This window comes from Kitasatospora sp. NPDC088861, from assembly GCF_044750105.1.
In the GTDB taxonomy this organism is placed as follows: Bacteria; Actinomycetota; Actinomycetes; order Streptomycetales; family Streptomycetaceae; genus Kitasatospora.
In genome coordinates this window covers 1-20,507 of record NZ_JBIVJF010000052.1, presented here as the reverse complement: position 1 = coordinate 20,507, position 20,507 = coordinate 1, and the positions used below count along the sequence as shown (strand labels likewise).

23 protein-coding genes and 2 pseudogenes are annotated in these 20,507 nt (G+C 69.9%); 12 read left to right on the top strand and 13 right to left on the bottom strand.

Features of this window, described 5'->3' with window-relative positions:
- The first annotated feature begins 157 nt into the window (after nucleotides 1-157).
- From ACIP37_RS36995 to ACIP37_RS36980, 4 genes are all read left to right on the top strand, one after another.
- A complete protein-coding gene (locus tag ACIP37_RS36995; RefSeq protein ID WP_400812399.1) occupies nucleotides 158-904 on the top strand; it encodes a metallophosphoesterase in 747 nt (248 codons plus the stop codon).
- Complete coding sequence (locus ACIP37_RS36990; RefSeq protein WP_363586094.1) at nucleotides 852-1,211, top strand: hypothetical protein; 360 nt, start codon at nucleotides 852-854, stop codon at nucleotides 1,209-1,211. The genes ACIP37_RS36995 and ACIP37_RS36990 overlap by 53 nt, the downstream gene beginning before the upstream one ends.
- A gap of 451 nt (nucleotides 1,212-1,662) precedes the next feature.
- Nucleotides 1,663-2,346, top strand: a complete 684-nt coding sequence (locus tag ACIP37_RS36985; RefSeq protein WP_400812401.1) for an ABC transporter substrate-binding protein — start codon at nucleotides 1,663-1,665, stop codon at nucleotides 2,344-2,346.
- Between the two features lie 115 nt (nucleotides 2,347-2,461).
- Nucleotides 2,462-3,115, top strand: coding sequence for an SGNH/GDSL hydrolase family protein (locus tag ACIP37_RS36980; protein ID WP_363633156.1), 654 nt, complete (start codon nucleotides 2,462-2,464; stop codon nucleotides 3,113-3,115).
- A 954-nt stretch (nucleotides 3,116-4,069) separates the two neighbouring features.
- Here ACIP37_RS36980 and ACIP37_RS36975 read toward each other — a convergent pair.
- Both ACIP37_RS36975 and ACIP37_RS36970 read right to left on the bottom strand, forming a co-directional pair.
- Nucleotides 4,070-4,318: a DUF5302 domain-containing protein gene (locus tag ACIP37_RS36975; RefSeq protein ID WP_363586091.1), complete on the bottom strand. Its 249-nt coding sequence runs from the start codon at nucleotides 4,316-4,318 to the stop codon at nucleotides 4,070-4,072.
- The gene (locus ACIP37_RS36970) at nucleotides 4,315-4,896 is read right to left on the bottom strand and encodes a hypothetical protein (RefSeq protein WP_363586090.1); all 582 of its coding nucleotides are present in this window, start codon (nucleotides 4,894-4,896) and stop codon (nucleotides 4,315-4,317) included. The genes ACIP37_RS36975 and ACIP37_RS36970 overlap by 4 nt, the downstream gene beginning before the upstream one ends.
- 43 nt (nucleotides 4,897-4,939) lie before the next feature.
- Between ACIP37_RS36970 and ACIP37_RS36965 the strand changes: the two are divergent.
- Nucleotides 4,940-5,101 (top strand): annotated as a pseudogene (locus tag ACIP37_RS36965) (IS30 family transposase); the annotation flags it as partial.
- Between the two features lie 105 nt (nucleotides 5,102-5,206).
- On the opposite strand, the gene ACIP37_RS36960 reads toward ACIP37_RS36965, so the two are convergent.
- The 7 genes and pseudogenes from ACIP37_RS36960 to ACIP37_RS36930 form a co-directional block, all read right to left on the bottom strand.
- Nucleotides 5,207-9,319 carry an RICIN domain-containing protein gene (locus ACIP37_RS36960; protein ID WP_400812404.1) on the bottom strand — a complete coding sequence of 1,371 codons (4,113 nt, stop codon included), beginning with the start codon at nucleotides 9,317-9,319 and terminating at the stop codon, nucleotides 5,207-5,209.
- A 66-nt stretch (nucleotides 9,320-9,385) separates the two neighbouring features.
- Nucleotides 9,386-10,084: a hypothetical protein gene (locus ACIP37_RS36955; RefSeq protein ID WP_400812406.1), complete on the bottom strand. Its 699-nt coding sequence runs from the start codon at nucleotides 10,082-10,084 to the stop codon at nucleotides 9,386-9,388.
- Nucleotides 10,085-10,770: 686 nt separating this feature from the next.
- Nucleotides 10,771-11,154, bottom strand: coding sequence for a hypothetical protein (locus ACIP37_RS36950; protein WP_400812407.1), 384 nt, complete (start codon nucleotides 11,152-11,154; stop codon nucleotides 10,771-10,773).
- A gap of 282 nt (nucleotides 11,155-11,436) precedes the next feature.
- On the bottom strand, nucleotides 11,437-12,108 hold the full coding sequence (locus tag ACIP37_RS36945) for a nucleotidyl transferase AbiEii/AbiGii toxin family protein (protein ID WP_363633147.1): 672 nt from the start codon (nucleotides 12,106-12,108) through the stop codon (nucleotides 11,437-11,439).
- Nucleotides 12,105-12,451: pseudogene (locus ACIP37_RS36940) on the bottom strand (transcriptional regulator). The gene ACIP37_RS36945 and the pseudogene ACIP37_RS36940 overlap by 4 nt, the downstream one beginning before the upstream one ends.
- A gap of 54 nt (nucleotides 12,452-12,505) precedes the next feature.
- Nucleotides 12,506-12,940 (bottom strand): SMI1/KNR4 family protein, encoded by a 435-nt coding sequence (locus ACIP37_RS36935; protein ID WP_363586086.1) that lies wholly within the window; start codon nucleotides 12,938-12,940, stop codon nucleotides 12,506-12,508.
- A 201-nt stretch (nucleotides 12,941-13,141) separates the two neighbouring features.
- Nucleotides 13,142-13,357 carry a hypothetical protein gene (locus tag ACIP37_RS36930; RefSeq protein ID WP_363586085.1) on the bottom strand — a complete coding sequence of 72 codons (216 nt, stop codon included), beginning with the start codon at nucleotides 13,355-13,357 and terminating at the stop codon, nucleotides 13,142-13,144.
- A 134-nt stretch (nucleotides 13,358-13,491) separates the two neighbouring features.
- Between ACIP37_RS36930 and ACIP37_RS36925 the strand changes: the two genes are divergently transcribed.
- Nucleotides 13,492-13,794: a hypothetical protein gene (locus ACIP37_RS36925; protein WP_400812409.1), complete on the top strand. Its 303-nt coding sequence runs from the start codon at nucleotides 13,492-13,494 to the stop codon at nucleotides 13,792-13,794.
- A complete protein-coding gene (locus ACIP37_RS36920; RefSeq protein WP_363633140.1) occupies nucleotides 13,787-14,050 on the top strand; it encodes a hypothetical protein in 264 nt (87 codons plus the stop codon). The genes ACIP37_RS36925 and ACIP37_RS36920 overlap by 8 nt, the downstream gene beginning before the upstream one ends.
- 392 nt (nucleotides 14,051-14,442) lie before the next feature.
- On the opposite strand, the gene ACIP37_RS36915 is transcribed toward ACIP37_RS36920, so the two are convergent.
- The gene (locus ACIP37_RS36915) at nucleotides 14,443-15,282 is read right to left on the bottom strand and encodes an IS5 family transposase (RefSeq protein WP_400812410.1); all 840 of its coding nucleotides are present in this window, start codon (nucleotides 15,280-15,282) and stop codon (nucleotides 14,443-14,445) included.
- A 60-nt stretch (nucleotides 15,283-15,342) separates the two neighbouring features.
- Between ACIP37_RS36915 and ACIP37_RS36910 the strand changes: the two genes are divergently transcribed.
- A complete protein-coding gene (locus ACIP37_RS36910) occupies nucleotides 15,343-15,669 on the top strand; it encodes a hypothetical protein (RefSeq protein ID WP_400812412.1) in 327 nt (108 codons plus the stop codon).
- A gap of 1,725 nt (nucleotides 15,670-17,394) precedes the next feature.
- On the opposite strand, the gene ACIP37_RS36905 is transcribed toward ACIP37_RS36910, so the two are convergent.
- Entirely contained in the window at nucleotides 17,395-17,730 is a 336-nt protein-coding gene (locus ACIP37_RS36905) for a hypothetical protein (RefSeq protein WP_363586080.1), read from the bottom strand.
- 110 nt (nucleotides 17,731-17,840) lie between these two features.
- On the opposite strand from ACIP37_RS36905, the gene ACIP37_RS36900 reads away from it, so the two are divergent.
- Nucleotides 17,841-18,056: a hypothetical protein gene (locus ACIP37_RS36900; RefSeq protein WP_400812414.1), complete on the top strand. Its 216-nt coding sequence runs from the start codon at nucleotides 17,841-17,843 to the stop codon at nucleotides 18,054-18,056.
- 242 nt (nucleotides 18,057-18,298) lie between these two features.
- Here ACIP37_RS36900 and ACIP37_RS36895 read toward each other — a convergent pair whose 3' ends face one another.
- The gene (locus ACIP37_RS36895) at nucleotides 18,299-18,574 is read right to left on the bottom strand and encodes a hypothetical protein (RefSeq protein WP_363586078.1); all 276 of its coding nucleotides are present in this window, start codon (nucleotides 18,572-18,574) and stop codon (nucleotides 18,299-18,301) included.
- Between ACIP37_RS36895 and ACIP37_RS36890 the strand changes: the two genes are divergently transcribed.
- The gene (locus ACIP37_RS36890; RefSeq protein WP_363633131.1) at nucleotides 18,573-18,716 is read left to right on the top strand and encodes a hypothetical protein; all 144 of its coding nucleotides are present in this window, start codon (nucleotides 18,573-18,575) and stop codon (nucleotides 18,714-18,716) included. The two genes, ACIP37_RS36895 and ACIP37_RS36890, sit on opposite strands and share 2 nt — an antisense overlap.
- A 143-nt stretch (nucleotides 18,717-18,859) precedes the next feature.
- Nucleotides 18,860-19,063, top strand: coding sequence for a cold-shock protein (locus tag ACIP37_RS36885; RefSeq protein ID WP_363586077.1), 204 nt, complete (start codon nucleotides 18,860-18,862; stop codon nucleotides 19,061-19,063).
- A 45-nt stretch (nucleotides 19,064-19,108) separates the two neighbouring features.
- Here ACIP37_RS36885 and ACIP37_RS36880 read toward each other — a convergent pair whose 3' ends face one another.
- Nucleotides 19,109-19,306, bottom strand: a complete 198-nt coding sequence (locus ACIP37_RS36880) for a hypothetical protein (RefSeq protein WP_363633129.1) — start codon at nucleotides 19,304-19,306, stop codon at nucleotides 19,109-19,111.
- A 593-nt stretch (nucleotides 19,307-19,899) separates the two neighbouring features.
- Here ACIP37_RS36880 and ACIP37_RS36875 point away from each other — a divergent pair.
- On the top strand, nucleotides 19,900-20,412 hold the full coding sequence (locus tag ACIP37_RS36875) for a hypothetical protein (RefSeq protein ID WP_363586076.1): 513 nt from the start codon (nucleotides 19,900-19,902) through the stop codon (nucleotides 20,410-20,412).
- Nucleotides 20,413-20,507: the final 95 nt, after the last annotated feature.

The following is a 20,507-nucleotide window of genomic DNA, read 5'->3' as shown; positions in this document are numbered from 1 at the left end:
GAAATGCAGTTCCTCCTCGCAACCTGGGCCGGCGCCTGCCCCACCTGCCACCGCGACATACCCACATCCATACAAACCTGACCAAGCCCTACTAGGCAGTGTCGTCAAAGTGATTTCGTGGCCCCGCATCGCAAGCCAGCGGCCGGTAGAGATTTGCATGAATGCCATTTGGCAGTCGTGCCACTTCTCTACCTTGGGAGCGTCCGTCGACGAACCTGTGGTCTTTCCTCACCAAGCGAGGGCGCATGAAGCGACACACGAACCCGGCCGCTCCGAACACCGGAACCATCGGCATCGTCCAGATATCCGACCTGCACCTCCGGGACGCTCCGGGGCCCGGAGCTTCGTCGGTCACGAACCCGACGACGGGCTCGCCGCCGTCCTCGCGGACGCGAAGCAGGCGATCACGGACGCCGCGCTGGTGGTCGCCACCGGAGACCTGACGGACATCGGCGAGCCGGTCGCGTACGAGCGGATGGGCGAGGTCCTGGACGCACTCCCCACCCCGGTCTACTGCCTCGCCGGCAACCACGACCGGCAGGACACACTGCAGGCCTGCCTGCCCCGCCCCAACGTCCACGTGGAGCCCGCTGTCCGGCTCGGGAACTGGCTGATGTTGTTCCTCGACACCAACGCGCACGGCCGCGAGGCCGCCGCCGACGGCACCTACCGCGACCGCGACGACCGGGTGCACGCGGCCCGCCCAGCCCGGCCTCACCCCGGTCGAGGAGGAACGCGCCCGAGCGATCCTGGCCACCACCCGGGCGGAACACGTCTTCGTGTGGCTGCACCAGCCGCCGCTGCTCCAGACCGCCCCGGACGTCCAGAGCTACCGCGAACTCACCGCACTGATGAGCGACTTCCCCAAGATTCGCGCGATCGGCGCCGGCCACCTGCACGGTGACCTGTCCGGCGAGTTCGAGGGGCGCCCCGTGTACGTGTGCCCGTCGACCTTCTTCAGCATCGACCACCTGAACCGGACCTTCCAGGGCCCCGGCTACCGCACCTACACCCTGCATCCCGACGGTCGCGTCGACAGCGAGGTCCACACCGTGTCCGGCGGGATCACCGACACCATGCGTGCCGCGCCGCTCCCCGTCTTCCTCGCCGACCTGCTGGCGGGCCGGATCACCGGAGAGGAACTCCAGGCCCTGAGCGACGCCGAGTTCGAGGAACGCTTCGGCGAACCGCGCCCGATGCGCCGGCCGTAAGCCCGTACAGCACCGAACCGCGGTAGGCCGCACCTCCGCATCACGCGCTCCCTGGTCGAGGCCTTTGGCTGCGGGCCCGCCCCGGCCGGCATCTCCTGTCCACCCCGTCTCCGCGCGGCGCGTCGGACAGGTCGCCTTCCCCGGCGGCTACGACTACGGCCTGAGATAGGGCCTGCCTCGCCAGCAGAGCCCGCCCCGGGACGGCCGGCACCCCGTGCCGACCGCCCGGGGTGCCGGTCCAAGCCGGGGGCGGGGCCGGATCTGCGCCTTGCAAGTCTCGATGCCGTGGAGCGACGCCACTTTTCTATGGTTGGTCGCGACGGCAGCCGAACGGGCACGCCTCCGAGGAGACCGAGGAACCATAAAACGGCACAAGCACGTTCTGACAGCGGCCATCTGCACCGTCCCCCTCGCACTCACCGCCGGCGCCTGCTCGGCCTCCGACGACCCGGTGTCCGACGGCTCCGCCCAGGCCGCCCCGGCCGCCGACGGCCCGGCGACCGACGGCGGCACACTCAGAGTCGGCCTGGACCACCCGTTCGCCAAGCTCGACCCGGCCGACGGCACACTGACCTCGCTCCCCGTGCTGGTCCTCGCCAACGCGCTGTACGACCCGCTGATGGTCACCGGCGACAACGGCGCCGTGAAGCCGTATCTGGCCAAGGCCTTCACCTCCAACGCGGACGCCACTGCCTGGACCCTGGAGCTGCGCGAAGGCGTGAAGTTCAGCGACGGCAAGCCGCTGGACGCCCAGGCCGTGGCCGACCACGTCAACCGGCTGGCCAAGCCGGAGAGCAAGTGCTCCTGCGCCACCGACGCCGCCACCATCGGCGGCATGACAGTGAACAGCCCGACCAGCGTCGTCTTCACCCTCAAGACTCCGAACGCGGCCTTCCCCAACCTGTTCACCCGCTCCCTCGGCTACGTCTTCCAGGCCCCAGCCGGCGACGCACCCGCAGTCGGCTCCGGCCCGTCCACCGTGGAGAGCGTCCAGCCGGGCGTCTCGGTGACCGTCGCCCGCAACCCCTCCTACTGGGGCGACAAGGGCCACGCCGACAAGCTCGTCTACCGGGTGCTGCCCGACGCCGACAGCCGCTACCAGTCGCTGCGCTCCGGCCACACCGACCTGATCTGAGCCGAGACGCCCGCCCAGCTCAAGCAGGCCCCCGCAGACGGACTGCGCGTCGCCACCGGCCCCAGCTCCACCTCCACCATCCTGGCGACTCCTACGCCGCGGGCACCGGTTCGTCGTGGACAGCTATCTCGACGACACCTGCCACCGCAGCGCGGCCGCCTACCCCTCCCTGTTCGCCCAGCAGACGGCACCGGCCTCATTCAGCTTCCAGGCGTGCGGCGGAGCCGTCACCACCGACGTCCCGGCCACCCAGCTCGCCCCGCTCAGCCCGACCACCACCCTGGTCAGCTTGACCGTCGGCGGCAACGACGTCGACTTCAAGGACGTCATGCGGAGCTGCCAGTTCGGCGGCGACAACACCTGCGTCGGCGCCGTCGACACGGCCGAACAGACCGCCCGCACTCAGCTGCCGGCCCGCCTCGACGCCGTGTACAGCGCGGTACGGGAGCGTGCGTCCGGTGCCCGTGTCGTGGTCACCGGCTACCCGCGGTTCTTCAACCCGGCCAGCCCCAGCCTCTGCGCCGGTATGGGCGCCACCAAGCGTGCCGCGCTCAACCGAGGGGCCGACACGCTCAACAGCGTCATCGAGGGCGAGGTCGCCAAGTGCGCCGGATTCGTCTACCAGGACGTGGCCACCCCGTTCGCCGGCCACGAGCTCTGCGACGCGGCTCCGTTCCTCAACGGCCTCATTCTCAATTCCGGCTCGTACCACCCCAACGCCGCCGGCCAGGCAAACGGCTATCTTCCCGCTCTGCGCGCCGACCTCTGAACACCCACACCTGCCGGCGCCACCCGCCCCTCCCTCTGGCCCGCCCCACGAACCCCGCCTGACTAGCAACGACGCTTCCGGCCTCTCGCATGCTCGGAGGGCTGGAAGCGTTCCCAAGCAGCAATACGGCTGGTCAACCCGACATAGTGTCGCGTTGACCAGCCACATTGGGTCGGTTGACCGTGATCGGCACCGGAGTAGTCACTTCCATGAACCCCGCCAAGCGAGTCTGCTCTCGTGCGTCCATCCCCGCCGCTGAAGGCCTTCCGCCCGCGGCGGGGAGCGGCCGATGCCTCGCGGAATCGCCTACGGCTTGGTCAACCGCCGGTGCCACCAGGGGCAGCTCGGCAAGTCCCACCAAGGGCTGGTCAACCATCGGGACGCATACGGATCCGGCAAGGTGCGACGCTCGAACTCTGCGTCGAGCCTGGCCACGATCTGGCTCAGTTCACGGCGTGCAGCCGACGGCAGTGCATCGAGCATGGCTTGCACATTGTCCCGGCCCCCAAGCACATCGTGGCACGGGCAATCCGCCAACGGCACGTAGAGCCAGCGGCCGGGCTGGCGCAGGAACCGCTCGTACTGGCCGAGCGCCGAGCAGGAACAGCACGGTCACGCTGTCCAGACGCTCGAGTGCGTCGTGCCCGGGCCCCAGGTGTCGGGCGGCGCGGAGCAGCAGGGCGAGGGCGGCGGGTGCGGTGGCCGGGACCAGGGCGGCGAGACACAGGGACGTGCCCGTCACCAGGATGGCGGCGCTGTAGAGGAGGGCGGCGGTGCTCGGCGGGACGGCCTCCGGGGCCGGCACCCGGCGCCGCCTTCTCCACGTGCCCTGCCGATCCCCGGCAGGCAAGGCCCCGCACCCGGCGCACTCGAACGAAGACCTTGCCTGTCGCGTACAGCTACGGCCGCCCGGTCAGGACCAGGCCTGGCGGCCACCGGCGTGAACCGGACTCATCAACCACCGCTCTTGCGGCGGAAGTTGCGCTTGCCGCCCACCGCGCCGTGAGCGCCGTGGATCTTCGAGTCGCCACTCGGGCCGCCGGCCGCGCTATCGGACTTGGCGCCGTGCTTGCGCTCCAGAGCGGCGAGGAACCGGGCCTTGACGTCGTCCTGGGTGGCTGGCGCGGGGGCCTCGGCAGCCTCCGTGGCCTCCGGGCTCTCGGTGTTCTCCGGGTTCTCAGATGACTTCACGTCGCTGCTCATGTAGAACCTCTTCCTTGAGGGATGGTGGCGGTTGTTGACTTCACGCACACCATGTCATGCCCAAGCGCCCCACCTGCGGGTGGGTACCGATCCTGTACGGACAGAACCTGCGGTCGAGTGACGGTCGGGATGGCGGGGACCTCACCGGCCAGGGCGTCGAGATCGCCGAGTTGCTCGGGTCGGATGACGGCGCCGTCCAGCAGCTCGGTGGTCAGCCGCTCCTGGCCGCGGGCCATCGCCTCGGTGCAGCCGTCCTCGATCAGTCGCCGTAGCAGGCCGATGACGCCGCCGGTGCGGCGGAACAGGTACTCGGGCATGGCGCCGCAGGTGAGCATCCCCGGCTGGGCGCGAAGGAGGCACAGCTGATCCTCGATCCCGGCCAGGTGGTCGACGAGCGCGCGGATCTTGGCGGGGGTCGTGTACGCGAACGGATCGAGGTCGACGAGGTCGAAGCGGCGCTCGGTCTGGGTGGCGGCCGCAGGTTGTGGCTTCGGCCGCGCCGGATGTCGGGGACGATCAGCTGACTCGTGGCGGGGTCGATGGGCGACCGGGGCGAACGCGTCGCGGGTGCCGGGCATGGGCTCGGTGTGCGGGGCGAGCTGGCGGTGGACCTCGCGTCACAGGAACGGCCTGCTGCGGCAGTACTTCCCGAAGGGCACCGACCTGTCGGTCCACACCCCCGAACGGCTGGCCGCCGTCGCCGACCAGCTCAACCGCCGCCCACGCAAAACGCTCGGCTGGGAAACCCCAGCCGAGCGTCTGGCTAAACTCATCGCGGCCTAGACAACCGACCACGTGTTGCAACGACCGTTAGGAACCGCCAGGTATGGGGGCGGGCCTTCGATTTCACCGGACGCCGTCAGCGGCGCGATCGGTCAGGATCCGGCGTCAGAAGCACTTGATCCTGCCGCAGTTGGGAACGGAGATCTTGTGCTGGGTGCCGGCCCTCCACTCCAGGTGCGGGATCAAGCCGATCCAGGTGAGCAGCCCGCCCAGTCCGATCTGGGCCAGGTTCTGGTCGGTCCACCAGATCGAGAGCGTTCCCGACTGGTTGATCTCCAGCCAGGCGTTGGTGTAGCCGGCGGTGCCGGAGGACCAGCAGGCCTGGTTGCCGACGCCGTAGACGACGAAGTTGCCGTCCGTCTGCATGGTCGCCCGGGTGCCGCAGCCGGCACTGCCCGGAGCGCTCCACTCCTTCACCCGGCGCTCCTGCCCGAGTTCGTTGACCTCCGTGTACCAGAGCGCCAGTTCACCGTTGTCCTCCATCTTCAGGACGGTCCACTGGTCCGGGTTCCCGGTGGCCTCGAAGGTCTGGCCGCGGCAGATGGTGAAGTTCCTCCACATCCAGGAGCCCTGGCGCTCCGCGCCGGGGGACTGGAGGGCGCAGTCGGAGGACGGCTGGCCACCACCACCGGTGTTGCCGCCTCCGCCACCGCCTCCGCCACCGGTGTTGCCGCCGCCTCCTCCGGAGCCGTCGCACCGCCACACCCCGAGCTGCTCACCGGCGTTGTTGGCGGTGAGGCAGCCACCGTCGGTGGCGCTGACGATCCAGTACCAGCCGTTGCCCGCGTCGCGGAAGGACCAGCGCTGGTTGGCGTTCCCCTGCTGGTTCTGCGTCAGGTGGGTGCGGTGGACGCCGGGGTTGTGGTCCATCACCATGCCCTGGCCCGGCGCGGCCTTGCCGTCCGTGAGGAGGGTCTCGACGATCCACTGGCCGTTGCCCGCGTCCCAGAACGCCCACCGCTGGGCGGCGTTGCCGTTGCCGCCCAGTGCCTTGATGGAGGTGCCGGAGGCGGTGTTGGCGCCGTCGAGGTCGGCGACCAGCCCGTTGTTGTTCGACCGGAGCGTGGCGACCTGGCTGCTGCCGATGTTCGGACCGACCACCGGACCGCCGGGCGACCCGCCGGAGGATCCGCCGCCGGGCTGCGGCTGCGGCTGCGGCTGCGGCTGCGGCTGCGGCTGCGGCTGGGGAGCGGACGGCCCCTGGGCCACGTTGTCGAGGCGCCACTTCTGGCGGTCGCTGCCGTCGCAGGGGCTGATGGCGAGGGCTTCGCCGGGGTTGTTGGCGGTGAGGCAGTTGTTGTCGGTGTCGCTGGTGATCCAGAACCAGCCGTTGCTCGCGTCCCGGAACGCCCAGTGCTGGTTGGCGTTGCCGTCCATGGTCCGGATCAGGTGAGTGCGGTGGTTGCCCGGGTCGTGGTCCATGACCATGCCCTGGCCCGCCGCCGTCTTCCCGTCGGTGAGCAGGGTCTCGATGATCCACCGCCCGTTCGCGGTGGCCCAGAACACCCAGCGTTGCGCGTCGTTGCCGTTCGCGCCGAGCGCCTTGATCGACGTACCGGAGTTGGTGGTGCCGCCGTCCAGGTCCGCCACCATCCCGTTGTTCCCGGAGACGAGGGTGGAGACCTGCCCGGCTCCGACGCCGGGGTTGACCACCGGGCCGGTGCCCGGCTTCGGCGCCGGCTGCTGGGGCGCGCGGGGCGGGACGCTGCCCAGGCCCCAGCGCTGCGAGTCGGTCGCGTTGCAGTCCCAGATCTGCAGGGCGGTGCCGTTCGCGGAGTTGCCGTCGGTGACGTCCAGGCACCTGCCCGAGGCGGGGTTGACGAGTGAACTGTTGTCGCCCTGCTGCCAGTTCTGGGCAGGGGTGCCGTTGCAGGTGTACAGGCCGACCCGGGTGCCGCGGTTGGTGAGGCCCCCGGCCACGTCCAGGCACTTGTCGAACGCCTTCAGGGTGAAGACGCCGCTGCTCGCGGACGGCGTCCAGCGCTGGGAGCGGGTGTTGTTGCAGTCGTACAGGTCGATCGGGGTCTTGTCGGCCGTGTTGCCTCCGGTGACGTCCAGGCACTTGCCCGGGAACGCCGAGTAGACGGGCACCGAGCCGGCGTCACCGCCGCCGTCACTGCCGGTGGGGCCGGTCAGGCGGAACTTCTGGCGGTCGGAGCCGTCGCAGGTGCCGACCGTCAGCGGCTGGCCGGACGCGGACAGGGTCAGGCAGCCGCCGCCGTCACCGTTGGTGATCGTCGACCAGCCGTTCCCGGCGTCGGCGAACTTCCAGAGCTGGTTCGTCCGGTCCGCCGCCACCGCCTGGAACTCGGTGCGGTGGGAGGCGGTGTCCTGCCCGAGGACCAGCCGCTCCTCCGGGCGGTTGCCGCCGTAGGTGAGCCGGGACTCGATCAGCCAGTTGCCGTTGCCCCGGTCCCAGAACGCCCAGCGCTGGGAGTCGGTCGAGTTGGGTTGCCACGCCTGGACGGGCGTGCCCACGGCGGGCACGCCGCCGCGTACGTCCGGCACCAGTTGGGCGTCGGCGGCGGAGACGATGCTGATCCCCTGGGTCGGCTCCGGCCGCGTACCGCCGCCGGGTCCGCTGGGCCAGCTCGGCCCGCCGGGGGTGCCTCCCCAGGAGGGCAGGCTGGGCAGCGGCGGGAAGCCGGGCAGGCCGATGGCGGGGAGGGCGGGCACGGACGGGCCGCCGCCGGGTGTGCCACCGCCACCGGGGTTGGGATCGCCGGGGCCGGGCGGGGCGTCGTCGTCGGCGGCCGGTTGGTTGGTGTCCGCCGGCTCGCACTTGTTCGGCTGTTCCGGGGCCTTGGGCGGATTGGCGGACGCGGCGGGGTCGTTCGGGAAGCCCGAGGTGGTCGGCCACGGCACGTTCGGTAGACCGGGCAGCGACGGCCACGGGATCGTCGGGAAGCCCGGGATCGACGGCCAGCTCCAGGAGGGCTGGTCCGGCAGCTGGGGCCACGGGACGGACGGGAACGACGGCGCGCCCGGCCACGTGACGGTGGGCATGGCGGGGTGGCCGGGGAACGGAACGGTCGGATTGCCGGGGACGGAGGGCCACTTGACCTGCGGGAACCCGGGGACGGTCGGCCAGGCGAGGCCCGGGTGGTCCGGGATCGCCGGGTCGGTGACCGCCGGGAGGCCGGGGACCAGGGCGGTGCCGTCGTCGTTCCCGTTGCCGGGCAGTGGCAGCACCGGCCACGGGACGTCGGCGTGTCCGGGCATCGTGGGCCAGGGGACGGTCGGGAAACCCGGCACGGAAGGCCAGGTGGCCTCGGGGTGGCCGCCGATCGTCGGCCACGGCAGGCTCGGCACGGTCGGGAACCCGGGCCAGCGGATCTCCGGCAGATCGGGGTGGCCGGGCATGGGGATGTTCGGGTAGCCGGGGACGGACGGCCAGGCGATGGCCGGATGCGCGGGCAGGGACGGCCAGGTCAGCTCGGGGTGGTCCGCCACGGTCGGCCACGGAGTGTCCGGGAATCCCGGAACGGCGTGACCGGGCCCGTAGCAGGGCATGGACAGCCGCCACCGCTGCCGGTCGGACCCGTCGCAGTCCTTCGTGGCCAGGCCGGCCCCGTCCGTCGAGGCGGTGAGGCAGGCCCCGGTGGACGCGGCGGTGATCTGGTACCAGCCGTCCACGTCGGCCGGGGCGAACCGCCAGCGCTGGCCCGGACTGCCGTCGGGCTTTCCGGTGGCGTCGTTCTCGATCGGGCGGATCGCCACCTGGTCGCCGTACGTGGGGAGGCCGAGCACGCTGCCCTGCCCTGCGGCGGTGGTGCCGTTGGTCAGTCCGGTCTCGATCACCCAGGTGTCGTCGGACTTCTGCCAGGTCGCCCAGTTCTGCTGCGGGGCACAGGCGGGTGCGGCCGCGCGCACCCCCGTGCCGGCGGCCGGTGAACCGCCCGTCACGTCGGCGACCAGGTTGCCGGAGGCCGAGGTGAGGACCGAGGTCCTGCCGTGCTGTGGTGCCGACGGGTCGGCGCTCGCGGGTGTCTGCGCGGTGGTGGTGTCGGCCGCGGTGGTGGCGGCGGCCGGTACGGCCGCGACGCGGGGGAGCGGCGGAAGGCCCTGCGGACAGTGGTCCCGCCCGTTCTGACGGTCCTGGGGATTCGGTTCCAGCCGGAACCCGACGGGCAGGTGGTCGGACTGGGTGTCGTTGAAGTATCCCTGGACGAAGCCGGTGTACTCCTGGGCTATGCCCGTCGGGTCACTCGCGACCATGTAGTCCAGTTCGCGTTCCCGTACCGGGCTTGTCGGCCGGGTGTCCTGACGGCTCCTTATCGCGCGCTACCCGGGGTGCGCCGCGAGCGCCCCGGCCAGAGTCGCCGGCTTGCGGTTGAAATCGCCCATGACCGCCCACTTCTGCCCCGGCCTCGCCGCGTCGACCGCCGTGAGCTGGTCGACGGCATCGTCGCCACCGTCCGTGAGCATGTGCGCGCTGTAGAACCAGGTGTCACCGAGCTTGAGCCCCAGCATGGGCTTCGGATACTTGCCGGGAACGTCGAAGTCGTCCCGCCAGCCGATGACGTCGACCTGCCCCTGCCCGTCGCGGACGTCCAGGTTCGCGTGGGTCATGAACGCGATGTTCGTGCCGGTGCTGTTGGTGTTGAGGTAGTAGATGTAGACGGTGTCCGCGTCCGGGGCGGGACGGCCCGTGACCGTCCACTCGTGCTTGTACACGGAGTACGTGTTGTTCTTCGCCCCTCCGGATCGCCTGAAGGTCCCGATGTCGACCGGGTCGTTGGGCACCGGCGAGTAGAGGTCGTAGCCCCTCGGTGCGGTGACGGTGTCCGGCACCTCCTGGAGGGCCACCGCCTCGCGCCCCGGGAGGAGGTAGGTCAGCGCGATCTGCCAGTTCTTCTTCTTCCGCTGCATGTTCCAGGTCGCCACCGAGTGGTCGGCCACTGCGGCGGACGCCGACGAGGTGAGCACCGGGAGGAACTGCACCAGCGTGGCGAGCAGGGCCAGGATCAGTACGCCCGTCACACCCGATGCCCGAGGCCGAGTGAGGAACGGTGGTTTCACCGGGTTTCGTACCGGCCGTGGTGGGCTGTGGTGCTCGAGCATGCCGTCCTCACATCGCGGGAACTGGACCGGCTCCCGCGGGACGCCGTTCGCCGACCGGCATCGAACCAGGCGGAGATATACGCGGCATAAACGGCCGAACGACGGCGCGCCGGGGCGTGTGAGGGTGCGTCGGAGAATCGAGGGGCTCCGGGGCCTGCGGCGCCGCAACCCACGAAGGCCCGCCCGCAGTTCCAGGACTGATGTCCAGGTGGTGGCCCGTGCCCCGCGAGGGCACGGGCCACTGCGGTCAGGCCCGCTAGCGGCGGTCCTCCTCGACCGAGCCACGTAGACCACTGCCGTCCCGGACATCCGGGATGATCCGTCGGCGGCAGCGGACCTACCTCGGGTAGGGTGCGGGATCGGCTGCAATGCGTAACGGGGACCCTTCGCAGCACTTCGCCCCGCCGAGCAACCGCTCGACGGGGCGAAGTAGTCAGGCCCCCGGATTAACCAACTGCGTCCGATTCGAGCGCGAGGGGCCTCGGCCTGTCGCCAGTCGGTCTGCGCTCCCCCCGTGGTCATCACACTGTCGTACAGCGCGGCACCGGGGCCGTACAGCGGACGGCGCGCGGCCGTGCGGCTGAACGGAGCCGACCGTTCCCGTGTCAGGTTCCCGAGGCCAGCGCGCCGACCCGCAGTTGCGCGAGCAGCGGCAGCACGTTCTCCTGGTCGCCGTCGGCGGTGAGGACGAGGAGTGCGCTGATCAGCACGTGGGCCATGTCGTCGATCGTCTGCAGGTCCGCCGGGCGCTCGGACCACAGGCGCTGTGTCTGGGCGAGGAGTTTGGCCATTCGGGTGCCGGTGTCGGTCCGCATGCGGGTGACGGCGTCGTCCAGTTGGTCGGCGGGCAGGCCGTCGTGGACGCCGTGGGCGGCGGCGAGCAGGGTCTGGAGGGCCATGTCGGCGTAGTCGGCGATGGCGGCCTGTAGGGGTTTTTCTCCGGGGCTGCCGGCGGCCAGGCTCCCTACGGAGCCAACATCCACAGCCACGACCCGGACACCTGGAGCGTCGTGGCCTGGGCCCAAGTCAGCAACGGCGGTTTCTGCGGTGTGTCGGGCCCGGGCGACTGGCACACCTACACCACCGGAGGCACCTCCGGCACGCAGACGCCCGGCGGCGGCTGATTCGGGTCGGTGCGTCAACGGCCACCCCGGCTGGAGCGACCACCTGACGTAGCGGCCTGGCCTCGAGTGAACACCGGCCCCGACGCGAGGAGGCCCCGGCCCCGGGCACCGTAGCCGTCCGGGGCCGCACCCAGGGAAGCGGCCTTGTCAGCCGTCCTCGTAGTCCCCTTCAGCGGCCAGGCGCCGGTCCAGGTCACCAACCCACTCCTGCGCCCACGTCCGCAGGCCGGCGATCGCGTCGCCGTCGAGGCCGTACGCGGCGAACTCTGCGTCGTCGATCCAGTCCGCGTCGGCCAGGCGGTCACGCAGTTCGGCCAGGTCGAAGGTGTCGCGGGCGTGGCGGCGTCCGAGGTCTTCCAGGTCCCGGTGGCTGAACCAGCGGGCGGCGGCCTGGACGTCGATCAGGTCACGGGCGTAGCCGCGGTCGGCGAGGGCGCGCATCTTGGTGCCGACGACGACGTCGACGCGCAGGACGGGGCCGAACTCCAGTTGGACGGCGGGCTTCCAGAGGTGTTCCTTGAGGACGTCGACCTCGCAGCTCTCGCCGGTCTCGGGGTCGGTGACGACCAGGCGGCCCGACAGGGGGACGACCTCGACCTCGTGGACCTGCCATCCCCGCTCGGTCAGGCCTGCGGTGAGTGCTTCGGCGATCTCTTTCATCGCGGCCGGGTGCTCGGTCGCGACGTCCAGGTCCTGGCTGAGCCGGTCGGCCAGTCCGTGGGCCTGGACGGCGTAGCCGTCGGTCAGCACAAGCTGGTAGGGGGCGCCGACGGCGAGGACGTCGGCCAGTAGGCGCCGGTGGAGCGGGGTCAGTCTCACGCCGCGGCGGGGCGGGCTGCGATCGCGAGCTCGGTGAAGGCGGTCTCCCACACCGTGCGGACGGCGGGGCCGACCAGTGTCCTCAGCACCGGCCACTGTGCCACGAGGAGGCCGGCGTCCAGGAGCTGTGGAAGGTCCTCTCGCATGCCCTCGTTCAGCACGATCCGGTACAGGCCCATTCGCTGCCGCGGCTGTTCCAGGTCGAATTGCGAAGGCCCGACCATGCGAGGTGCAGCGGAAGCTCCACCCGGCCGGCCGTCGGCCCTTCCAGTTCCCCGAGGGAGCGCGGAAGGCGGGCGGCCGGTTGCCCGGAACGGCTGTCGGCGGAAGCAAGCGGCGTCATGCAGACGATTTTCCCCCTCCTTCCCGGCCGGTCTGCGGGCACCCGGGCATGGGACTACTGATACCAGGCGTCTCCACCCTCGGCGAGTGAGCGTCCAAGGTAGTCCCGCAGGTCACGGGCCGCCCAACGGCGGCTGTCGGTCTCGTGCTCCCAGACGAAGACGTCCGGCCTCCGTGGCGTCCGCACGAAGGCGAACTGGTCGCCGCCACCGTTGTCCCCGAAGAACAGAAGAGCGTCGAACGGCATGTACAGCTGGGCGAAGGAGCCGTCCGACCGGAAGTAGATGTTCTGCTCGACGATCTGCTCGATGCTCCAGACGGTGTCCACGCCGGTCTGCCCGACGATCCCGTTGCTCTCCAGCAACAACTGCTTTAGCCCGGCCGGCAGCTCCTCCCCGAGCTTCCGCTCCGCCTCGGCGAGGACTGCCTCGTCGGTGGGATCCCTGAAATCGGCGTCGGGGAACACGTCACGGGCGACTTGTCTCCACATGACCGGAAGCGTAGCTATCCCGGACGACAAGCTCACGCGGGACGAACCGCGCTCAGCGACAACCCGATGTGGGACGCCACCCCTGGCTCGTCACCGGAACGACAACCTTGGATAGATTCGCGACCGCTTCGAGGCGGCTCGGCCTTGGTCCGGTTTATGAAACCTGCGCAGGTCAGAGCTGTGTGGAATGGTCGGAGCGGGTCAAATCTGCCGGTCCGGGTCGGAGAAGGTCAGGCCGGCGGCGAGCGGGCGCCGCGCCGGGGCGGGCGCTGGCGCGGTCTCGCCAGGCGGCTGGCGGAAGTCCGCGCCCTGCTCCACTGGCAGCAGCTGGCGCCCGCCGGACTGGGCAGGCGCGGGAGCGTCGGCGGCGGGCTCGGAGAATGCGGGCAGCCCGAGGCTGCGGCGGTTGGCGGTCATGATGACAGTCTCGCAGGACCAGCCAACTCCCGGACGCAGCCGGTGGAGATCGGGAGTGACCATGGCGGGCGCGGCCCTGCGACCGGCCGGCACCCGATACCGTGGTGCCGAGAGGCAGAGGCAGGAGGAACCCGATGAGCCTCCAACCCATGTACCACCACCACCCACCGCAGCCCCGAGTGCCGCGCATCCCCGACGGCATCACCGCCGCCCTGCAGGGCGGGCGCCGGATTGAGTTCTACCGCGAACTCGGCCAGGCCCCCATCGACCAGGCCGAGCAGGTCCTCAACCGCTGGTGGTGCGAGGCCGAAATGGACACCGACCCCGACCAGGACCGCATCATCGCCGCCGCCCGCAACGCCACCCTGCCCACCACCACCATGGCCGACGTCCTACGGCTGCGCCGTGAGCGGGGCGGGGACCTGCCGGGTGAGTGACGAAGAGCCGGACGGCCTGTGGCCGGTCCTGCCGTCCGAAGCCGTCCAGGACGCCCTGTCCGATCCCGGCCTGCCGGTCGACCTGTTCTCCGCGATCGTCGCGATCGCCGAGAACCCATGGCTGCCGGAGAGCAGCGCCCGCGACAGCGCCGGCGACTGGCGTCGACTCCCGATCCCCCACGGACGCGGCCTGGCCGAGTACGTCATCGACACTCACAGCCACCTCGTACACCTCACCCGCATCATTCCCCTCTGACGGGCCGCCGCCTCGCCGCCCGAACCTGCCTCGCGCCGATCGCTGGCGCGGACGGCCGAGAGGCCGCCGGATTCCTGGTCACGGCCGTGAGGCAGGAGCCAGAAGACGCGCGGACGGGGCTGCTGTCCGAGGCGCGCGTTAACCTGCCAGGGCCCCAAGAAGGCACTGGAGGCCGTCACCCCGCGGGGTGGCGGCCTCCAGGCCTTCAGTCCAGGGATTGCCCTGGCAGGCGCAGGGACTCGGAGGAGGTTCTGCTCTCCGGTTCCGCCGCCGGATTCAGCGGGCCGACGCGGTGGAGACAGCGGCGCGAACCCGCACGACGGTAGTCTCCGGGCGGCACACCGGATCGGGCCTCAGTGGGCGTTTAGTGTGGGCTAATTGCACCTTATGCCCTAGTAGGTTCCTCGCCAGGTTGGTGTGCTTTCGTCCGCTATGCGCTTGGTGAGGTTGTCGATCGAGGCGACGTGGATCATGGCCTCGGAGCTGGCCGGGAGGGTTTCGTAGTCGCGGGCGAGGCGCCGCCGCAGCATGATCCACCCGAGACTCCGTTCGACCACCCACCGCCTTTTCGCAACATGGAATCCAGGGATGTCGGACTTCCGGTGGACGACTTCGACGTCGATTCCGAGGCCGGCTCCATGCTCGACCATGGCGTTCTTGAAGCCGGTGTCGACCCAACTCTTGGAGATGCTCGGACAGGTCTTCTTGGCCTGATCAAGGAGCTGTATTCCCACGGCGTTCTCGGACAGGCTCGCGGCAGTGACGACCACGGCGAGGATCAGGCCGATCGTGTCAGTGAGGATCCCCCGCTTCCGACCGACGATCTTCTTCGCGGCGTCGGTTCCCTGGCTGGTCACGGGCACATTGGCGGAGGTCTTCACACTCTGGGTGTCGATCACCGAGGCAGTCGGCTCGGGCTTGCGGCCTTCCTTCACCCGGGCCAGTCCGGTGAGACCGTAGTTCAGCTGGGCGAAGATTCCCTCGTCGCGCCACGCGGCATAGTAGGCGTAGACGGTGCCGTGGTTGGGGAAGTCGTGTGGAAGGTATTTCCAGGGGATTCCGGTTCGGTTGACGTAGAGGATCGCGTTGAAGACGTCGCGCAGGTCGACTTTCGCCGGCTGTCCGGTGGGCCTGCGGTCGAGCCGGGCCTTTCTCCAGGCCGTCAGAGTCGGCTCTATCAGGGCCCATCGGGTGTCGGACAGGTCGCTGGGGTACGGCGTGCCCTGAGCCATGACACAGCGTCAGCAGCAACAAGCCGGAGGATGCCGTTCCGCTGCTGATCGGGCGATTCCATGACGTCTACAGACCAGACGGACTTCGAGCAGCTGGAAGCCGTCCGCACGGCCAACGCCGCGCTGCGCCCGTGCTGGACGTGCCGGGGCTCGATCGGCGGGAAGGAGGGCTCGAAGCTGGAGCTGCGGGAGAAGGCCGGCCCCGACCGGCTGGAGCGCCCGGGGTGCGTGCAGGCCCGCACCGCAAAGGACCTGGGTCTGTTGGTGCTGCCCGCTCCGAACAAGCGGGAGCTGGTGACCGCGTTGGTGTCCGCTCCGGACGATCCGTGGCGGGAGGTGCGGGTTTTGCACGTCAGGCTCTATCCGGTTCGGGACCGTGGGGTGTGACTGCTGCTGCCCTCACCTGCGCCGTGGGTCCGTGCATGGCGCGTCCCGTCGCCTGGTCGTGCCTGCCCAGTCTCACTGATCATGGCGGTGGCGCTCGTGCTGGGCTGAGGCTCGTGTCGAGCGGCACCAAAGAGTGCAGTACCGCAGGGAACAGTGCAGTAGGTAGTTCAGTGCCGCGCGGAAGAGTGCAGTCGGCTGGACTTTCGCCAACGTCTCCGCTGGTCAACGGACTTTCCGCCTCATCAGCGGACCGCCCGTCCGCCAGCGCGGGTCGAACCTTGCTCATCGGCTTGCGCCCTTCCGCGCGGTCGACGGCACCCGGCCCACCGCACGAAACAGTGCAGTCCGCAGGTCAGCGGGCTGCCGACTGCACTCTTCCGCGCCGCTCAACAGCTCGCCAGGTTTCATGAGACGGATCGGGGATGCCAAGCTCAGGGATCATGGCATTTCTTGACTGGCGCCATCGGTGTCGTCCCCGGGTGAGTTTGACCGCATCCCGTTTGGGGCACGACGTGCTCTCACGCGCGGTTGTCGCGCTCACGTGGGAGGCACGTGTCCGACGGCGGTTCCCACACGAGTCCTTCCGCCTCCAAACTGTCGATGATCCACTTCCGGCCAGTCTCCCCTGCCACTGCCCAGGTGTATTCCATACAGCGGCGCCGCTTCCGGCGGAGCCTCCACAGCCTCGTTCGCCCACGAGGCCCTGCCAGGTTGTGCACGAGGTCGGCAAGCCACCCGATGCAGACGACATAGTCATCGCCCATCCACTGGTAGAAGGGCTGTCGCCGCCGGGCCATAGCGCGAATCTGAATCACAGCGAGGTACGTCAGGGCCGCAGCGGCCTCGTCATCATCTACCGCCTTCATAGCGAGTCCCCTCTCCTCCAAGCCGCCGAGTCCCACCCTGCCAAACTCCAGTGGCAGGAAACTACCGGTCGTCAACGCTCAGTGGCGAACGGTCAGGGTCCAGTGACGCCGGACAGAGTGGTTCGCCACCGGCCAGGCTCGCCGAGACTCCGCCAACGCCCAGTGCGAGCCCGGGACCGCGACCGGCAGGGCCAGACGTCCTTTGAGCGGGCGTGTGCTCACCGGGTGAGACCCACGTCAGGGAGGGCTTGGAGGGGGGTAGGCCGGATGGTTCGTGCCGGATGTGGTCCGGTAGGCGCGGTGCTTTCGTGGCTGGCAGCAGGTGGCGCCGGCCGCTCTCACCCGAAGGATGGACGTTCATGCCTGCTGCGCGTAGAGCCACGGTCGCTGCGGTACTTCTCGCCACGGTCGCCTTCACTCTTCCCGCTGCCGCCACCAGCGCGGACGCCGCGGAACCGGGGGTGACATGCGATGACGGCGTCGATACCGGCACGTTCTTTCCCGGGCTGGATGACGTTCCGAAGGACGAGGTCGTCACCCACGCCGAGGTGGGCGGAAACTGTTCGGGGTCCACCGCCGAGGGTCTGGCCTCGTTCACCGGCAGCTTCACCGGCATCTCCTGTGGCGGCCCTCACGGGTCGGACTCCCTCGGGTCGGGCACCGAGATTCTGACCTGGAACGACGGTTCGACCTTGACCTGGCAGTTTGACGGACCCTACCTGGACCATTCCCCCAGCGGGATGTACATCGATTACGGCGGCCGGGTCACCGCCAGCCGCTACCAGGGCCTGAGTCTCAACTCTCGTCTGAGTTGGCAGAGCTCAACCCGAGCAATAGTCAATACCTGTGGATGGCTTGGTCATGGCCGCGGGTTGGTTCCCCGGATGGCCTGCCAGCCGGAGTGCGGGGCAGCCGAGGTCAGGAGTTGTACTCCTGTGCCCCGGAGAGTCGCCAGCCCGGTGTGGACGGGGTCGAGTTCGTCGACGGATCGTCCGAAGTAGGCGAGGATCTGCGTCAGCTCCAGGTCGATGGCTTCTGCCGAGTCGCGGATGTGGTCGAAGCGGGCGCCGCGACGGACCGGGCCGAGGATGCAGCGCACCGTGGCCATGGCCTCAGCCGAGTTCACGATGGTGACCTGGTCGATCTGCAGTTCCACCTCGGCTGTGTGGCTGCCAGGGCTGAGGAGCTCGGTCACGCCGCCACCTCGGTGCGCTCGACCAGGGCGCTGTTCTCGAACCTGCCGCCGGCGCGGACCACGGCGACCAGGTGGGCGCCGGTGATCGCGCGCCAGCGGTCCAATCCAAGGTGGCACCCACCCACAACTGGTTCACCCTCCTCGACGTCGGAGACTTCGGCTGGCGCTTGGTCCACGGATATCTCGACGGCGTTCAAGGGGAGAATTATTCCATTTTCAAGCCGTACGACTGCATCGGCATGGACACCAGCGGTTACTTGCCCGCACAGGTATGGGGTTCCCAAAAGATGGCCCCGAATGTTCTCTTCCTCGGCAAGGCCCCCTGACCGAAGTAGGACGTGAACTTGGGCCCTGCCTCCGGAAGCGTGAATATGGACGGATGGTGATGTCGTCAGCGAGTGTGCAGGATGCGGTGCCGCAGGAGGTCCTGGACGGCGGCGTAACGCTCGCGGGTCCGTCGCACGATGAGGCGATGCGGATAGCTCCTGGGTTCGGCCGGCTCGGCTCGTGACCTCGCCTCGTCCGAAAGGCGCCCACCGCGTTCGGCCTCCCTGCACCCAGGTGTTCGCTACCGGGGCGGGCGCCGTTTGAACGGCACGACGTTGGGGCCATCGGTCGTGAGTTCGTCGCGCAGGCTCTGGTTCTCCAGAGTGAGCTGGTTGACCACGCAGACCATGGCGGGAACGTCGACCCGGAGCTGGCTGAGCTCCTTGTTCTTCGCGGCGACGGTCTTCTTCAGCTTGGCGATCGTGGCCCGCGAGCGGGCTTCGGTGTCCAGGACGGCACCGCGCGTGCTCGTAGAACTCGTTGCGCAGGTCCGGGTGGCCTTGCACGCCGAAGGCATGAGCCCCAGCCGTCCCAGCCCGTCGGCGCCGGGTTCACCACTGTTCCAGGAACGCACGCAGCTCGTCGCGCTGACGGGCTTCGTCCGCGAGGACGGCAGCCAGAACACGTCCCTGCGCCGGCCCGGGGGAGCAGCTGCATGATCTCTGCTGTCGTGGGTACCGTCTGAGTTAGCAGTCGTGGATCCGAAGTACCGCAGCACCGGCAGTCGGAGGACCAGGGCGATCACCTCAACCCCAGGGGTACGCACCAGCGCGTATCTCGTCCCCGACCAGGGAGCAGCAGCATGGCCACCGGCACCGTGAAGTGGTTCAACGCCGAGAAGGGCTTCGGTTTCATCGAGCAGGACGGCGGCGGCCCGGACGTCTTCGCCCACTACTCCAACATCGACTCGCAGGGCTTCCGTGAGCTCCAGGAGGGCCAGAAGGTGACCTTCGACGTCACCCAGGGCCAGAAGGGCCCCCAGGCCGAGCACATCCGCCCCGCCTGACGTTCGCAGCACGACGCCCCGTACCGGTCTGGTGCGGGGCGTTCGTCATGCTCGGACCTGGTCGTGCCGGTCAGCCGGCACGCGGCGCAGCAACTGGGCGGCGAGCTCGGTGTCCAGGCGCTCGGCGTCGCCGGGGAAGCCGTGGCTGGCTCGCAGCGCGGCGCGCAGTTCCTGCAGCGTGTCCATCGGCGGCAGACCGAGACGGCCGCCGCCGGGCCCGTGTTCGGCGGGCTGGGCGCTCATCCCCAGTCCCCCTTCTCTCTGTCGGCTGTGCCCGGCGCCACGCCGGGCCCGGGTCGGCGGGGCGTCCTGGCGCTACAGGTGCGGACCGACCATCAACACGGTGACCGTGCCATCCCTCTCGGCGTCGCCCTGGTGACCGTCGGCGTCGAGGTGGTCGTAGGTCCAGAACAGGCGCCAGGCGCTGGCACCCAGGTCGACGTACGACGTCCACGCCCGGCACCCGCCGTGGCAGGCCGGGGTGGCGGGGGTCGGCGGCCCGCACCTGTAGGGCGCGGCAGCTGACCGGTGCGCTGCGCGAGTCGGTGGAGCAGGTGCGCACCGCCGTCCTGGTGCTGGCCGAGCGGATGCGCAGCGCTGCACGCTGCTTTTCTGTCCTCGACCTGGCCGGTCGAGGACATGCGGACCCGCCTGGCGCGGCGGGCGGTGCGGGCCGAGTTGTCGGCCGTGGACGACAACCGGGTTCCCCAAGGACGGCAAGGCCTCGCCCGGGGTCGCCCGGCAGTACTCCGGCTCCCCCGGCACCGCGCCGCTGCCTGGCGATGGGCACCGCTAGGATCCGGGAGACGTCAGGGGACGGCGGACGGAGTCAGGGCATGGGCAGCGCGGACGAGGCAGCGGTCAAACGGAAGTTGGGGATCGAGACCTGGCGGAGCATGTCCAAGAACAAGGTGCTCAAGTTCGCGGCCGCGATGCCTGAGATGGCCACCGGGGTACGGCTCAAGCTCATCGAGCAGTTCCCCGCCTTCAAGGACCTGGGCAAGGCCGACATCGATGCGGTCAAGGAGGCCCACAAGTCCACGCTCGCGGCCAACGAGAACAGCCAGGAGCACTTCTACCGGGCTTCGCAGGACCAGCGGGACGCCCTGCGGGCCGACCTCGGTCGGGACGACCTCAGCTGGGAGCAGCGGGAGGCCCTCCACGACCGTCTCGACCGGAACGTGCGGCAAGTGTCTGAGAAGGACAGCGAGAGCAAGCAGTTCCTGGGGACAGGGATGAAGGTGGTGGCAGCCGCCGGTGCGGCCGCTCTCGCACTGAGCGTGGTCTTCGTCGGCGGCAAGGTCGGTGGTGCGAGCGAGGGTGGTTCCGAGGGGGCCCAGCAGGACTAGCTAGTGCCGCATCAAGCAACGTTCGCCTCGTCGGTGGCAGGGGGAACGGAATAATCTGTGGGCCGGCCGAGCCGTTTCTGCGACGATCGCCGGAT

Excerpts from the sequence above, each read along its gene's own strand:
- ACIP37_RS36930 (WP_363586085.1), bottom strand. The coding sequence starts at position 13,357 with ATGACCGCCAACCGCCGCAGCCTCGGGCTGCCCGCATTCTCCGAGCCC.
- ACIP37_RS36970 (WP_363586090.1), bottom strand. The coding sequence starts at position 4,896 with ATGCCCGGCACCCGCGACGCGTTCGCCCCGGTCGCCCATCGACCCCGC.
- ACIP37_RS36990 (WP_363586094.1), top strand. The coding sequence starts at position 852 with ATGAGCGACTTCCCCAAGATTCGCGCGATCGGCGCCGGCCACCTGCAC.
- ACIP37_RS36890 (WP_363633131.1), top strand. The coding sequence starts at position 18,573 with ATGAGCCCCAGCCGTCCCAGCCCGTCGGCGCCGGGTTCACCACTGTTC.
- ACIP37_RS36880 (WP_363633129.1), bottom strand. The coding sequence starts at position 19,306 with ATGAGCGCCCAGCCCGCCGAACACGGGCCCGGCGGCGGCCGTCTCGGT.
- ACIP37_RS36935 (WP_363586086.1), bottom strand. The coding sequence starts at position 12,940 with ATGTGGAGACAAGTCGCCCGTGACGTGTTCCCCGACGCCGATTTCAGG.
- ACIP37_RS36875 (WP_363586076.1), top strand. The coding sequence starts at position 19,900 with ATGGGCAGCGCGGACGAGGCAGCGGTCAAACGGAAGTTGGGGATCGAG.
- ACIP37_RS36895 (WP_363586078.1), bottom strand. The coding sequence starts at position 18,574 with ATGCCTTCGGCGTGCAAGGCCACCCGGACCTGCGCAACGAGTTCTACG.
- ACIP37_RS36885 (WP_363586077.1), top strand. The coding sequence starts at position 18,860 with ATGGCCACCGGCACCGTGAAGTGGTTCAACGCCGAGAAGGGCTTCGGT.
- ACIP37_RS36915 (WP_400812410.1), bottom strand. The coding sequence starts at position 15,282 with ATGGCTCAGGGCACGCCGTACCCCAGCGACCTGTCCGACACCCGATGG.
- ACIP37_RS36975 (WP_363586091.1), bottom strand. The coding sequence starts at position 4,318 with ATGAGCAGCGACGTGAAGTCATCTGAGAACCCGGAGAACACCGAGAGC.
- ACIP37_RS36925 (WP_400812409.1), top strand. The coding sequence starts at position 13,492 with ATGAGCCTCCAACCCATGTACCACCACCACCCACCGCAGCCCCGAGTG.
- ACIP37_RS36910 (WP_400812412.1), top strand. The coding sequence starts at position 15,343 with ATGACGTCTACAGACCAGACGGACTTCGAGCAGCTGGAAGCCGTCCGC.
- ACIP37_RS36960 (WP_400812404.1), bottom strand. The coding sequence starts at position 9,319 with ATGGTCGCGAGTGACCCGACGGGCATAGCCCAGGAGTACACCGGCTTC.
- ACIP37_RS36995 (WP_400812399.1), top strand. The coding sequence starts at position 158 with ATGAATGCCATTTGGCAGTCGTGCCACTTCTCTACCTTGGGAGCGTCC.